15 protein-coding genes are annotated in these 13,489 nt (G+C 63.9%); 7 read left to right on the forward strand and 8 right to left on the reverse strand.

Translation table 11 applies throughout. The features are described 5' to 3' along the window. Nucleotides 1–125: 125 nt before the first annotated feature. Entirely contained in the window at nucleotides 126–1,523 is a 1,398-nt protein-coding gene (gene sthA / locus M2331_RS11395; RefSeq protein ID WP_181560382.1) for a Si-specific NAD(P)(+) transhydrogenase, read from the reverse strand. Between the two features lie 319 nt (nucleotides 1,524–1,842). On the opposite strand from sthA, the gene M2331_RS11400 reads away from it, so the two are divergent. From M2331_RS11400 to M2331_RS11410, 3 genes are all read left to right on the forward strand, one after another. After that, nucleotides 1,843–3,048: a toxic anion resistance protein gene (locus tag M2331_RS11400; RefSeq protein ID WP_181560383.1), complete on the forward strand. Its 1,206-nt coding sequence runs from the start codon at nucleotides 1,843–1,845 to the stop codon at nucleotides 3,046–3,048. Between the two features lie 10 nt (nucleotides 3,049–3,058). Further along, complete coding sequence (locus M2331_RS11405; protein ID WP_181560384.1) at nucleotides 3,059–3,772, forward strand: hypothetical protein; 714 nt, start codon at nucleotides 3,059–3,061, stop codon at nucleotides 3,770–3,772. A gap of 260 nt (nucleotides 3,773–4,032) precedes the next feature. Continuing rightward, complete coding sequence (locus tag M2331_RS11410; protein WP_181560385.1) at nucleotides 4,033–4,215, forward strand: DUF465 domain-containing protein; 183 nt, start codon at nucleotides 4,033–4,035, stop codon at nucleotides 4,213–4,215. A 42-nt stretch (nucleotides 4,216–4,257) separates the two neighbouring features. On the opposite strand, the gene M2331_RS11415 is transcribed toward M2331_RS11410, so the two are convergent. Continuing rightward, a complete protein-coding gene (locus M2331_RS11415) occupies nucleotides 4,258–5,229 on the reverse strand; it encodes an ArsR/SmtB family transcription factor (RefSeq protein WP_181560386.1) in 972 nt (323 codons plus the stop codon). A 183-nt stretch (nucleotides 5,230–5,412) separates the two neighbouring features. Here M2331_RS11415 and M2331_RS11420 point away from each other — a divergent pair, with 183 nt between their 5' ends. After that, on the forward strand, nucleotides 5,413–5,622 hold the full coding sequence (locus tag M2331_RS11420) for a circumsporozoite protein (RefSeq protein ID WP_181560387.1): 210 nt from the start codon (nucleotides 5,413–5,415) through the stop codon (nucleotides 5,620–5,622). A 73-nt stretch (nucleotides 5,623–5,695) separates the two neighbouring features. On the opposite strand, the gene M2331_RS11425 is transcribed toward M2331_RS11420, so the two are convergent. Next, on the reverse strand, nucleotides 5,696–6,076 hold the full coding sequence (locus M2331_RS11425; protein WP_181560388.1) for a GtrA family protein: 381 nt from the start codon (nucleotides 6,074–6,076) through the stop codon (nucleotides 5,696–5,698). Nucleotides 6,077–6,284: 208 nt separating this feature from the next. Here M2331_RS11425 and M2331_RS11430 point away from each other — a divergent pair, with 208 nt between their 5' ends. Then, on the forward strand, nucleotides 6,285–8,333 hold the full coding sequence (locus tag M2331_RS11430; RefSeq protein WP_181560389.1) for a hypothetical protein: 2,049 nt from the start codon (nucleotides 6,285–6,287) through the stop codon (nucleotides 8,331–8,333). Here the strand turns inward: M2331_RS11430 and M2331_RS11435 are convergent. Next, nucleotides 8,292–8,750 carry a nucleoside deaminase gene (locus tag M2331_RS11435; protein ID WP_181560390.1) on the reverse strand — a complete coding sequence of 153 codons (459 nt, stop codon included), beginning with the start codon at nucleotides 8,748–8,750 and terminating at the stop codon, nucleotides 8,292–8,294. The two genes, M2331_RS11430 and M2331_RS11435, sit on opposite strands and share 42 nt — an antisense overlap. A gap of 159 nt (nucleotides 8,751–8,909) precedes the next feature. Here M2331_RS11435 and rpmB point away from each other — a divergent pair, with 159 nt between their 5' ends. Continuing rightward, nucleotides 8,910–9,203, forward strand: coding sequence for a 50S ribosomal protein L28 (rpmB, locus tag M2331_RS11440; protein ID WP_181560391.1), 294 nt, complete (start codon nucleotides 8,910–8,912; stop codon nucleotides 9,201–9,203). Between the two features lie 81 nt (nucleotides 9,204–9,284). On the opposite strand, the gene M2331_RS11445 is transcribed toward rpmB, so the two are convergent. Further along, nucleotides 9,285–10,289, reverse strand: a complete 1,005-nt coding sequence (locus M2331_RS11445; protein WP_181560392.1) for an esterase-like activity of phytase family protein — start codon at nucleotides 10,287–10,289, stop codon at nucleotides 9,285–9,287. Nucleotides 10,290–10,477: 188 nt separating this feature from the next. On the opposite strand from M2331_RS11445, the gene M2331_RS11450 reads away from it, so the two are divergent. Then, nucleotides 10,478–10,852, forward strand: coding sequence for a glycine zipper 2TM domain-containing protein (locus M2331_RS11450; protein WP_181560393.1), 375 nt, complete (start codon nucleotides 10,478–10,480; stop codon nucleotides 10,850–10,852). A 102-nt stretch (nucleotides 10,853–10,954) separates the two neighbouring features. Here the strand turns inward: M2331_RS11450 and M2331_RS11455 are convergent, their stop codons facing one another. From M2331_RS11455 to M2331_RS11465, 3 genes are read right to left on the reverse strand one after another with little or no spacing between them, the layout of a single operon-like run. Further along, the gene (locus M2331_RS11455; RefSeq protein ID WP_181560394.1) at nucleotides 10,955–11,755 is read right to left on the reverse strand and encodes a LytR/AlgR family response regulator transcription factor; all 801 of its coding nucleotides are present in this window, start codon (nucleotides 11,753–11,755) and stop codon (nucleotides 10,955–10,957) included. Beyond that, on the reverse strand, nucleotides 11,752–12,852 hold the full coding sequence (locus M2331_RS11460; protein WP_181560395.1) for a sensor histidine kinase: 1,101 nt from the start codon (nucleotides 12,850–12,852) through the stop codon (nucleotides 11,752–11,754). Before M2331_RS11460 ends, M2331_RS11455 begins: the two co-directional genes overlap by 4 nt. Nucleotides 12,853–12,860: 8 nt before the next feature. Next, on the reverse strand, nucleotides 12,861–13,370 hold the full coding sequence (locus tag M2331_RS11465) for a winged helix-turn-helix transcriptional regulator (RefSeq protein ID WP_181560396.1): 510 nt from the start codon (nucleotides 13,368–13,370) through the stop codon (nucleotides 12,861–12,863). Nucleotides 13,371–13,489 lie beyond the last annotated feature (119 nt).

A 13,489-nucleotide genomic window follows, 5' to 3' on the forward strand; every position in this document is an offset into this window, starting at 1 on the left:
TTAAACGCTGCACACCACTCGTCATTCCCGCTCACGCCGGAATCCAGATGCGGCGTGGGATCTGAGCGGTAGCGCTCAACTGGATCCCCCCGTGCGCGGGAATGACGAAGTGAAGAACTGAACCCTCACCCCTCCCGCGGCATCCGGTTCCAGGCGTCCAGCGCCGCAATCTTGTAAGCTTCGGCCAAGGTCGGATAGTTGAACGTATTCTCGATGAAATAGTCGATCGTGCCCTTCAGGTTCAGCACAGCCTGGCCGATGTGGATCAGCTCCGTTGCGCCCTCGCCGATGATGTGCACGCCAAGCAGCCGCCGCGTCTTGAGCGAGAAGATCATCTTCATCAGCCCTGAATCCAGCCCCATGATGTGCCCGCGCGAGGTTTCGCGAAAGCGCGCGATTCCGCATTCATAGGGGATCTTCTTGGCCTTCACGTCCTGCTCGCTCATGCCGACCGTGGAAATCTCCGGCACCGCGTAGATGCCATAAGGGAAATAGGCCGGAGCCGGCGGCATCGGCAGATCGAACGCATGGCACGCCGCGATCCGCCCCTGCTCCATTGAGGTCGAGGCAAGGCTGGGGAAGCCGATCACGTCGCCCGCCGCGTAAATGTGCGGCACCTCGGTCTGGAAGGTCTTGGGATCCACCTTCAGCCGGCCACGATTGTCCACCGCCAGTCCGCAATGCTCCAGCCCGAGCGTATGCGTCGCGCCCACCCGGCCGGCCGCGAACAGCATCATCTCGGAGCGGATCGCGCGCCCGTCCTCCAGCGTCGTGACGACGGCTCCGCTCGCATCCTTCACCACATTGGTGACCTTGGCGCCCAGCCGGATGGTCATGCCCCGGTCGCGCAGCTGATGGATGAATTCCTCGATGATCTCCCGGTCGATGAAGTCCAGGAATGTCTCGCGCGGCTCGATGAGCGTCACCGCCACATCCAGCGCTGAGAAGATCGTCGCATATTCGATGCCGATGACGCCCGCGCCTATGACCACCAGCGAGCGCGGCACGCGCGGCGCCTCAATCAGCACGTCACTGTCCAGCACGATATCGTCGTCGAAGGGTATATTATCCGGCCGGAACGGCGCAGTGCCGACCGCAATCAGGATGCGCTCGCCGCGCACCCGCAATTCGCTTTCGTCCGGCGCGGTGACCAGCAAGGTGTGCGGATCGGTAAAACGAGCAAATCCCTCCAGCGTGCGCACGCCATTGCGCTGAAACTGGTGCTCCAGCACGTCCACCTCATGCTCCAGCGTCTTGTCGATCCGGTGATCGAGATCGCTGCCGCCAATGTCCTTCTTCACCCGGTAGGAGCGGCCGTAGAAGCCGCGCTCGCGCCAGCCGGTCAGATTGAGCACGGTCTCCCGCAGGGTCTTGGAAGGAATGGTCCCGGTGTGCACGGACACGCCGCCGACACGCTTGCGCCCTTCCACCACCAGCACCGATTTACCGAGCTTTGCGGCCTGCACCGCTGCCCGGCGCCCGGCCGGCCCACTGCCGATCACGACGAGATCATAAACATCCATAATGGCGCCCCCCGCTGCCTGACAGGCTGCCTGCCTGTCCAACCGCCTTCCAAGGGACATCCTCTCGAAGCGATGATGGTGGTGCATTTCCCCCGCCTTTGCAATGTTCTCTCCAAGGCGGCAGGGCCTAGCCTCAAATGGCTTAGATTTGATTTACCATCGCTCCGTCCCGGCGTCTCCTCGCGAGGGCCGTGGCCGCGCAGTGCAATCCGCGTCCTCGCCTCCGGGGACTTACTTCTCCGCCCCATGCCCCCTATACTGAAGACCGGCCTTGAACCGGCGGTGTTATATCGCAATATTACACCCCAAGGAGACCCAGATGGCGACCAGCGCGACGACGACCCAAGACAAGCTCGATCTCACCCCACCCGAGGTGGTGCCCAATGTGACGGCTGAACGCGCTGCCGGCCTCGTCCCGCTGGAAGATGAGAAGAAGAGCAAGCTCGACGAAAAAGTCGATGCTTTTGTCGAGGAACTGGCCGCGCTCGACGCCAATTCCCCCGAGTTCGGCGCCAAGGTCGATCAGATCACCAATATGGGCCGCAAGGAGATTGCGGAAGCTGCCGGCCACTCCAACCGCTTCCTCGATCGCCCGGTGCGCGCCATGGACGCGGACAGCAATGTCGGAACCGACCTTGCCGAGCTGCGCCGTGTCATCGAGGATCTCGATCCCGGCAAGCGCGGCAATCTGCTCGCGCCGCGCAAGCTCTTCGGCATCATCCCGTTCGGCAACAAGATGCGCAACTATTTCGACAGCTACAAGTCGAGCCAGACGCACATCAACTCAATCCTCGGCAGCCTCGCCAGCGGCAAGGACACGCTGATCAAGGACAATGCCGCCATCGATGTCGAGCGGCAGAACATGTGGGCGACCATGGGCCGGCTGGAGCAGATGATCCACATCGCCAAGGCCATGGACGCGCGGCTCGAACAAAAAGCCTTCGAGCTGGAGGCGACCGATCCGGCCAAGAGCAAGGCCATCAAGGAGAGCGCGCTGTTCTACGTGCGCCAGCGCACCCAGGACCTGCTGACGCAAATGGCGGTCACCGTGCAAGGCTATCTGGCGCTGGATCTGGTCAAGAAGAACAATGTCGAGCTGGTGAAGGGGGTGGACCGCGCGAGCACGACCACCGTCTCTGCCTTGCGCACGGCGGTCACCGTAGCGCAGGCACTGGCCGGGCAGAAGCTGGTTCTCGACCAGATCACCGCCCTCAACACGACCACGGCCAATCTCATCGATTCGACGGGCGAACTGCTCAAGACCCAGTCGGCGCAAATCCATGAGCAGGCGGCCAGCAGCACAATCCCGCTGGAGACGCTGCAGCGCGCCTTCCAGAATATCTACGACACCATGGACAATATCGACACCTTCAAGCTGAAAGCGCTGGAGAATATGAAGACGACGGTGAACACGCTCAGCACTGAAGTCGAGAAGTCGAAAGGCTATATCGCGCGCGCCGAGGGTCAGGCCCGCGCGCAGGCAGCGGTGACCAGCGGCCAGTCTCCGCTGACGGCGATCGAGTAACACGGCCGCCATGCCCAGCGAAGTCGACGAGATCGTCCAGCGCGCCAATGAGCTGATCGCGCGGACCAGCGAGCGCTACCGCCATACCGGCCGCAAGATCGCCCGGATGCAGCGCGACTGGACGCGGCGGCTCAAGCGCATGATCCTCGCGGTCGCTGCCGTGCTGGTCGGCGCGGCGATTGCCGGGTTCGTGCTGGGGGGCATCGGCACCACGGGCGTTCTGCTGGTCATGGGCCTGCTCATCGCTTGCCTCGCTTTCGCGTTCATCTCCACCGAGCCGCGCGTCATGGAGCCGGAACGGCTCGCGCAGGCAGACCTCAAGACGCTTCCGCAAAAGACCGAGATCTGGCTCGACAATCAGCGTCGCGCGCTGCCGGCGCCCGCCATTCCCATCGTCAACGCCATCGGCAACCGCTTGGAGACCCTGGCACCGCAGCTTGCCAAGCTCGACCCCCGCGAGCCTGCCGCCGTCGAGGTCCGCCGCCTGCTCAGCGACCATCTGCCGGAGCTGGTTACCGGCTATCAGTCGATTCCCGAACCGCTGCGTCATGTCCCTCGCAACGGCCGCGTGCCGGACGCGCAACTGGTCGAGGGCCTCTCCGTCATCGAGCAGGAGATCGCGCATATGACGGCCCAGCTCGCCGATGGCGATCTCGACAAGCTCGCGGTTCATAACCGCTATCTTGAGCTCAAATATCAGGAAGCCCGCCAACTCGGCGAATAACGCCGGTCGCTCCGCGACACGCCCGCTATGAGGCGGTTTTTGTGACAGAAAAAGCCTGTTCAGACTTGAACAGCCGTCTCGGCTTGCTACATTGGATGTGCGGGCCGGGCCCCTCTGGCGAGCAACGACGTTCCCCCTGCGTCAGCTCGTGATGTCGGACCGCATCGGGTGACACCGGTGCGACGTCTGGCACCCCCATGCAGACAAGATCATCGCCCGGTTGTCACCCGAGTTTTGGAAACCTTCCAACGGAGTGGCATATGTCCAAGCATATCTTCAGTCTCCTTGATCGGCACCAGAAGCTCGATGAAGCCCTGCGCTTTGAACAGCGGCAGCGCGCGCCGGATTTCGGAAAGCTGCAGCGACTCAAGCGCCTCAAGTTGGCGGTCAAGGATCGGCTTGCCTTGATGGCGCGCCGGCGCCACCTCGTGCCGAGCGACTGATCTCCCTCGATTGTCGCGAAATGCAGTTGCGGCGCTCGGCGTTTATGCGCGTCGGGCGTCCTTTTTTGGAGCCAGCGGCACGCGTTGGCTCTGGCCGAGCCACAGCTTCACGGTCAACTCACCGCCCGCCAGTGTTTCCACCTGTTCCAGCGCCACGCCTGCCGCCGCAAACCACGCCCTGATCTGCTCGTCGGAAAAGCCCAGCCGGCTATGGGCGTCGCGCGTTCGCAACTCCTCCCGCTCATGTGGCGCGAAATCGACGATGAGCAGGCGCCCGCCCGGCCGCAAGGTGCGCGCGATCTCGGCGATGACCCGCTCGGGCGCCTGCGCATAATGCAGCACCTGATGTAAAATCGCCGTGTCGGCCGATCCATCCTCGATGGGCAAGGCACTGAAATCACCGGCCAGAAAATGCACCCGATCGGCGATGTCGCGCGGCAGCTTTCCGCGCGCCAGCCGCAGCATTTCGGCACTGCGATCGATCGCCAGCACCTGCTCAGACTGCGCGGCGAACAGCGTCGCGATCCGCCCCGTCCCCGTTCCCACATCAAGCAAGCGGCCAAGCTTGTGCGTCTTGAGCATCGCCAGCATGGCCGCTTCCACATCGGCCTCCGGCACATAGAGCGAGCGCTGGGCGTCCCACTCCTCGGCATGGCTTGCGAAATAATCCTCGGCCGCGCGCGCCCGCTCCGCCCGAACGGCCGTAAGGCGCGCCTGGTCCGCCTCGATCCACAGCCGCTCGCTCGCCGAGGGTGCCGCCGCGTCGAGCAGGGCCAGCAATGCTGGTGTTTCCTGTCCCCCGCATAGGCGCAGGAACACCCAACTGCCCTCCTTCCGGCGTTCCGCCAGCCCGGCCTCGACCAATATGCGGACATGCCGGGAGACGCGGGGCTGGCTCTGCCCGACGACGAGCGCGACTTCGCCCACCGCCAGTTCCATCTCACGCAGAAGATGCACGATCCGCAGCCTCGTGGGATCGGCAAGAGCGCGGAAAAGATCGAGTTGTCCCAGCATCGCCCGGCTGTCTGCGGCATCCGTCGAGGCAGTTCAAGCCATAGCTTTCATCGCTGGTTAATGGGCATCATTACCAAGGGATTGCGCTGGCGCTCACAAATCGATACGAATCGCTTCGCAGGCAAAGGGGGGGGACCCCTTCCACAGCTTCTGCTCGGTTTGAATTCATCAAGGGGTTTGCCCATGACCAAGACTATTGCCATCTCGCTTGTTCTGGCTGCTTCGCTCGGCCTCGCCGCGTGCTCCAAGTCCGAGACCAACGAAGCCGTCAACAACACCGTGAACATGTCAAACGACGTGGAAAACGCTGCCGACAACACCATGAACGCCGCGGGCAACGCGATGGACAACATGGCGAACGGTGCCAGCAACGTCGCCAACAACGCGATGTAATCCACGGCTTTGCCGTAAGAATTCGAAAAGGGCTGCCGGCGATCCGGCGGCCCTTTTTTATTGCGCGCTCGCCTTAGCGGAACACCCATTGGCGGTTGAGCGTGAAGACCAGCACCGGCGTGACCACGCCCATCAAGGGAATCGGCGACCAGAGCGGCAGCATCAGCCGTTCCACGCACAGCCAGACCCAGAAGGCGTTGAGCGCCAGACTGAGCAGCGAAACGATCGCAAAGCGCACCGCCTGCGCCACCGGACGATCCCGGCTACCATGCCCCCGAAATGTGAAGCGGCCATGCAGCACATAGCCTGTAGCTACCGCAACCAGATAGCCGCAGACATTCGCGAGTTGCGGGTGGACGCCCAGCAATTGCGCCAGAACCCAGTAGACGCCAGCCTGCAGCGCCGTGACGAAGCCGCCGGTCAGCGCATAGCGCACGAGTTGTCCACCGATCATCAGCTACACGCACTTTCAGCCGACCGGCGTTTCGATTCACTCATGTGTGATTTGCCCCGTTGCGCTTTTGATGCACATGGCTAAGCCCTAGGCCGTGAACTCGGCAGCGGCAATGGTCGCGGTTCCCCAATGGGGAAGACCGCAGGCGTATCGGGACGACGAGGCCGCCCTGCCTGTTCCTGCACATATGGCTATCGGGCGCTGAACCATGCGGATTGACAGTTCTGCCACTCAAAGCGGGTGGACATCGCGCGCGAGCCGGCTGTGGCGCGCCATAGATGGGTTCGCGCAGCGTGAATGGCGTTGGCTGATCGTCATCGCTTGGCTGATCATCGCGGCCTATTTCCTGAATCGCTCCGCGGATGCCATTCGCTTCCTCTCCCTTGGCGATACCGACGATAATATGCGGTATCTGCAGGTGAGGGACTGGCTGGCCGGGCAGAGTTGGTGGGATTTGCGGCAGCACCGCATGGCGCCGCCCGATGGCGCCAATATCCACTGGAGCCGGCTGGTCGATCTGCCCATCGCCGCACTCATCCTCTTCTTCAGCCTGTTCACCGATCGCGCGCGCGCCGAGGAACTGGCGGTTGGCGTCGAGCCACTGCTCCCATTGCTGCTGCTGATGCTCGCCCTCGCCTTCATCGCGCGGCGCTTGTCGGATCGGGGCCAGGGCCAAGGCTGGTTCATCGCGATGCTGCTGCCGCTGGGTGCCGGCATGGGCCTCTCCATGTTCATGCCGCTGCGCGTCGATCATCATGGCTGGCAGTTGGCGCTGACCGCGACCGCCCTGGCCGGCCTTGTCGATCGCAAATGGACGCGCGGCGGTGTCGTCACCGGCGTCGCCAGCGCTCTCTCCGTGGTCATCGGCATGGAAATGCTGGTATATCTCGTCGGGGCCGGCGCGCTCATTGCCTTGCGGTGGATTTTCAAGGAAGGCGCTGCCCGCCGCGTCCGCCCCTATGCGCTTGGCCTCGGCGGCACGACGGTGCTCGGCTACGCGCTGTTCGCCAGCAACGCCAATCGCGCGCCGGTATGCGATGCCATCTCACCGGTCTGGGCCAGCGTACTCGTGCTGACAGCGGGCGTGCTTTACGGCCTCACCCTCCTGCCCCTCCGCGGCTGGCTGCAGCGCCTGGGGGCCGCGGCCCTTGGGGGAGCGGCCGTTCTCGCTTTTGCATGGCTGAGCTGGCCCAATTGCGTGACGGACCTCTACGGCATCTCGCCGGAACTCCAGAAGAGCTGGCTGGTCTACATCCGCGAGGCCAAGCCGATCTACGTGCAGGCGCAATCGAGTTGGGTGCCGATGATCAGCCTGCCGATCACCGGCCTGCTCTCTGGCCTGATAGGTTGCTGGGCCGCCCGCCGCGATTCGGAGCGGATGTGGGCCTGGGCCACGGTCACGCTGATGATCGCCTTCGCCATCGCGCTGACTTTCTGGCAGATCCGCGCCGGCCCTGCCGCACAGCTTCTGGCCATTCCCCCGGTCGCCTGGGCCGGCTGGGCGATCATCGTCACCCTCATCACCGGCTCGTGGGTGCGACGACTGCTCGCCGTGCCGGCCGCGCTCGTCCTCATCTGGGCGAGCAGCGTCTATTTCCTCTATCCCATCGTTTCGAAGGCCTTTGCCCAGGCGCCCAAGCCGGACAATCAGGCGAACGCCGCGCCCTCGACGCGCAACCAGGCGCCGCCCTCGGCGAAGAACGCTTCAGCCAACGGCGCCCACGCGGCACCGGCGGCCAACCTGTCCGCGATCTCAAAGCCCGGCACAAAGCCGCTCACCGGCGCGCATCGACCGGAAGTGCGCTGCCGCACTCAACCCGCGCTGCAACCGCTCGACCAGATCGCGCCTGCGACGATCTTCACCCTTGTCGATCTCGGGCCGCGCCTCATCGCGATTACGCATCACACGGTCATTGCCGGTCCCTATCACCGAAATCAGGAAGCCATTCTCGACGTGCACCATGCCTTCGATGGATCGCCCGAGACATTCCGCAAGATCGCGCAGAAGCGCGGCGCGACCTATCTGCTCTATTGTCCCGGCTTCCCGGAAGGGACGATCTACCAGCGCCGCAGCCCCAAGGGCTTCTATGCGCGGCTGGCGCGTGGCGAGACATTCCCCTTCCTGACGCCGGTCACCGTCAAGGCGCCGAGCGAGTTGCCCTACCGGCTCTACCGGATCACGCCGCTGGCGGCGCAGGCCTCTTCCGCAACCGCGTCACCGCCGCGCGGCGAAAAAGTCCCGCAAAAGGTTCGCTGAGCTGTCCTCGCCGATGCCGGAGAAAATCTCCGGACGGTGATGGCATTGCGGCTGCGCAAAAACCCGCGCGCCATGTTCGACGCCACCGCCCTTGGGATCGGCCGCGCCATAATAAAGCCGGGCGATCCGGGCATGGGCAATGGCCCCTGCGCACATTGGGCAGGGTTCCAGGGTCACCCACAGGTCGCAATCGCTTAGCCGGTCCTGCCCGAGATGTGCGCAGGCAGCGCGGATTGCGACGATCTCGGCATGCGCCGTGGGATCGCGATCGCGCCGGTTGCGATTCTCGCCCTGCGCGATCACCGCGCCATTCCGCGTCACCACAGCGCCGATCGGCACTTCCCCGGCTTCCGCAGCGCGGCGCGCGCAGTCCAGCGCCAGACGCATCGGCTCGGGCAAGGGAAAAGCGCTCGACATGATCGCAGCTAGTGGCTCATCCGCCCTTCCCTGTCGAGGCCAGTCCTGCTAGGTCGCGCGCAAGGACAGGGTCGTTTTGCGGGAAACCGCCTTGACGATTCGTCCCCCGCCTTGTATCGGCGCCGCTTTCCGAACGACCAAGTATCAGGATCGATTGACATGTCGCGCATCTGCGAACTGACCGGCCGGGGCCGCCAAGTGGGCCACAATGTGTCCCACGCCAATAACAAGACCAAGCGCGTGTTTCTGCCCAACCTGCAGAACGTGACGCTCATCTCCGACACGCTGGAGCGTGGCGTGAAGCTGCGGGTTTCGACCCACGGCCTGCGCTCGGTCGAGCATAACGGTGGTCTGGACAACTGGCTGCTCAAGACCTCTGACGAAAAGCTCTCGCTGCGCGTGCGTCGCCTGAAGCGTGAGATCGTCAAGAAGGTAGCCGTCAAGGCTGCCTGAACGCGCTGGCCGATCCGTTCGGCCAGACACAGAGATTGAAAGGGGCGGCCTCAGCGGGCCGCCTTTTTCTGTGCCTGCAGTTTACGGTTGCAGCCCCTCCCCAATCCAGTCGGCCGGCAAGGCGAAGCGCAGCAGCAAGCTGCGCTGCAGGGCAAAGCGGTTATTGTCGGAAACGACCCACAGGATCAGCTGACCCGCCTCCCAGCCCAGCGCCAGCCCCTCGAAATTATCCGCCAGCCCGGGCGGCTCCAGCCGGGCCACGACCGTACCGGAAAGCTCGGCGCCAACCTTGAATGCTGGCAACCGAACAAGGCTCAGCCGGGCCGTAAAGCCGTGTGCCAGCGTCAGCCGCCGATTGAGGACCAGCAGCCGGTCTCCGCCAAGCCACAGCGCATCCGTCGGCCGGTAACCCGCCGGGGCATGATAGCGAAGCCGCAGCGGCGGTGGCGTCTCCCGCGCAACCGGGTCACCTTGCCACAGCAGCGCCTCGAACGCGCCGGAGCGATCCTGCGCCATCTCGGCAATGGCGAGAAACTGGCCATCGCCCAGCCGCACCAGCGATTCGATGCTGCCCGTCGAGGGCCAATGTCTGATTTCCGCAGGGGCGACGCAGGCTTCGACACGGCGAAACCGGGGCGCATAGCGGCAGATTCGCTGAAGATGCTCGAACCCCACCCAGGAGCGCCCCGACACCGGGTCATGCGCGAGGCTCTCCGAATCCATCTTCCAGCGCGGCCAGTCCTGCTCGACCGCCCAGCGCGGCAGGGACTGGACCTTGCCAACGCCCGGCCGCCCCGGCCGCATGATCTCGAACAGTTCCCCCGAATCGCTCAGCCCGGTCAGATTGCCGTCAGCGTGCACCATCAGCGCGGAAATGCCGCCGAAGACCTCACGCGGGCTGGTCAGGGACCAGGCGCCCGTCAGGCGGAGCGGCCCGAAGGCCGTGGCGTCCGCTGCGGCCGACCTTAGCGCCAGTGGCTCGGCCTTGATGAGCAGAGGCCCGCTCTCAAGACCCGGAGAAAGCGCCGGGTGGCGGCCATTCATCAGCAGAATGAAGAGGGCGAGAATGAGCAGGATGCGCCGCATGGCCTTGCTCCTAGCGCCCCCTCGGGCAGCGCGCCAGCCAAGCGACGTCAGGTCGGCAAAGCTGAACCTTGGCTAAAATGTCCATTCAGCTTTGGCTCAACGGATGGGGTCTAAACAGAGATCATGACGGACAAGGCGTGGCCACCGTGCCGCAAGATGCCCGCCAAAGGATTTCAAGGAGCAAGACCATGACTGCACGCAAGTTCCTCAGCATCACGGCGGCCGCCACCATGGTCGCAACGTCCTTCGGCGTCACGGCTCCGGCCATGGCCCGTGACCATTATCGCGACTATCGCGGCGATTATGGCCGTGACTATCGCTACAACGACCGCGACTATCGTGATTACCGCGATGCCCGTTATTCGGATCGTCGCAACTATCGCTACGACAACCGCTGCCGTGACAATGGCACGGGCGGCACGATCATCGGCGCCCTGGCCGGTGGCCTGCTCGGCCATGAGGTCGCCGGTCGCCGGGGTGACAAGACCGCAGGCGTGATCATCGGCGGCGCGGTGGGCGCGATTGCCGGCCGCGCGATCGACAAGGCCGACAGCCGCTGCTGAGCAGCCTGACAGCCGAGCTTCTGCCTCCCAGGCAAATGGAAAGGCCGGCCCCGCAAGGGACCGGCCTTTCTTTTCAGTCGCGTCACCTGAGCAGTGGCGCTCTTAATGCACGAAGCGCGCGACCACGTCCCGATAGGATCGGCTCACCTTCACCTGGCTGCCGGATTCAAGGATCAGGAAGCACTCGCCATTGGTATGCGGCTTGACCTGGCGAACCTGCGACAGGTTGACGATGGTCGAGCGATGGATGCGCTGGAAATTGCGCGGGTCCAGCCGCTTTTCGAGGTCCTTCATCGTCTCGCGCAGGATCAGCGAGTTATCCGCGGTATAGATGCACATATAATCGCCGGCCGCGTCGATCCGCTCGATGGTATCGACATCGATGCGGAAAATCTGCCCGCGATCCTTGATGTTGATGAGCTTCTCATAACGGCTCGATGAAGGCGCCTCATTGTCCGCCGGCATTTCGGACACCGCGTCCGGAGCCACCTCGGCCAGCACTTCGCGCAGGCGGCCGGCTTCCTCCACCTGCTTCTTCTCATGCAGGCGGGTCCGGGCACGGTCGAGCGCATCGGCAAGGCGCTGCTCCTCCACCGGCTTCATCAGATAATCGATCGCCTTGGCCTCAAAGGCTCGCAGCGCGTGATCGGAATAAGCCGTCACGAAGATGAAGAGCGGCGGCTCGACCTCCATCACCCCCTGGACCACGGAGAAGCCGTCAAAGCCGGGCATCTGGATATCGAGGAAAACGAGATCGGGCTTGTGTGTCTTGATCGCGCGGATCGCTTCGCGACCGTTGGTGCACGTCTCCACGATCTCAACGTCGGGATGAGCCTCCAGGCGGAGCTTCAGCCCCTGAATGGCGAGGCTTTCATCGTCGACGAGAATGGTGCGTATGGTCATGCGGCTACCCTTGATGGTTCGGCGGTAATGAACGGCATCTCGATGATGACGCTGTAGCCCCCCTCGGGTGGTGAACGCGTTTCCATATTCTGGCGTTCCCCGAACGCCTGAACCAATCGGTCACGAATGTTGGCAAGGCCCACACCCGTACCCTTCGTCATGCGCTGATCGCTCCCGTTCAAGCCGGGACCGGTGTCCGAAACGACGATCCGCACGTTTTCGCCGACAGGCTGCGCTGTGACCACGATATCCGCGCCCTCCTCCTGGGGGGTTACGGCATATTTAATGGCGTTCTCGACCAAAGGTTGCAGCAGCAGCGAAGGAAGTCGCGCGGAGGCGACCGCCGGATGAATGTCGAAGATCGGGCGCAGGCGATCCTCGAAGCGCATTTTCTCGATCTCGAGATACAGCTTGAGCGTCTCCACCTCCTGCTCAAGCGTCACCTGCGCCGTCGGCTCGTTGATGAGCGTGTAGCGCAAGAAGGCCGACAGGCGGGAGAGCATCGCATTGGCCCGCTCGGTCTGCTTGAGCAGCACCAGCGTGGAAATGCTGTTGAGCGTGTTGAACAGGAAATGCGGATTGAGCTGATAGCGCAGCATGGCAAGCTGGGCACTGCTCGCCTGGCTCTCCAGCAACTGCAACTGATCGGCCTGCTCTTCCACGGTGATGTAGAAATTGATCGCGTAATAAAGCGCCGACCACGCCCCCAGCAGCGTGAAATTGAGGTAAAAAGCTCCCAGGAACAGCTTGAGGCTGGAACCATCGCCCGACTGGTTGAGCGTGGTGAACACCCAGGCATCGATAAAGGCGGATGTTCCGCCCGCGACGATCGCAATGACGATCGAGGCGGTCCAGGTGACGATCGGCGTCTGCCTCAGCAGGAAGCGATAGCCGACCGCCATCAGCAGCGTGAGCGAATAACCGGTGATCGTCGAGATCAGCACCGGCACCAGGAAAGACATTGGCTGGCCATTGGCGATGCCGGAGACGGCGCGCAGCAGGAACGCGCCGGTCCATCCGACCGCCTGCAAGGTCCAGAACGCCTTGTTCTTGTCCTCAAAGAACGGGCGACGCCGGATGACGAGCACGGAGGTCATCGGCGGGGTCAACGTGCGGCGCCCATCGCGCGCAAGGGCGCGGCGGTGCAATCCGGCTCGTCGTCGGCCGCGGCCGGCGCCTCGATCCAGCACAGATCCTGATAGTCGAGCAGGCGTCCATCGGCGGCCTGCAAGCGCACCTCGCGGACCGGCTGCCGGTCGCGGCTATCCGCCAGGATTCGGCGCGCAGGCGGCACGGGCTCCCAGCGCTCTCCCCACTGGCGCAGCGCAATCATCACCGGCATCAGGGCTTTGCCTTTCTCGGTAAGGCCGTAAGCGACACGGCGCTTGTCATTGGCGACCGGCTCACGGGTGAGGATGCCCCTCGCAACCAGCTTACCCAACCGATTGGACAAGATGTTGCGGGCGATGCCGAGCGCGCATTGGAAATCCTCGAAATAGACGATGCCGCTGAAGCAGGCGCGCAGGATCATGAACGACCACCGCTCGCCCATCGTTTCGAGCGCGGCCGGCAGGGCGCAGCCCTCAAATGCATCAAGACCCTTGCGTTCAGCCATGGCCAGCGACGCTAGCGCATTCGGCGCGCCGCGCCAAATGTCGAGTGCTCTGGACTGTGCCTTCGTCGCACGGATCGGGCAGAGCGTGGCGTTGAGGGGACAACTTCCCCCTCGCCGAC

This window comes from Sphingobium sp. B10D7B, assembly GCF_025961955.1.
Classification (GTDB): domain Bacteria; phylum Pseudomonadota; class Alphaproteobacteria; order Sphingomonadales; family Sphingomonadaceae; genus Sphingobium.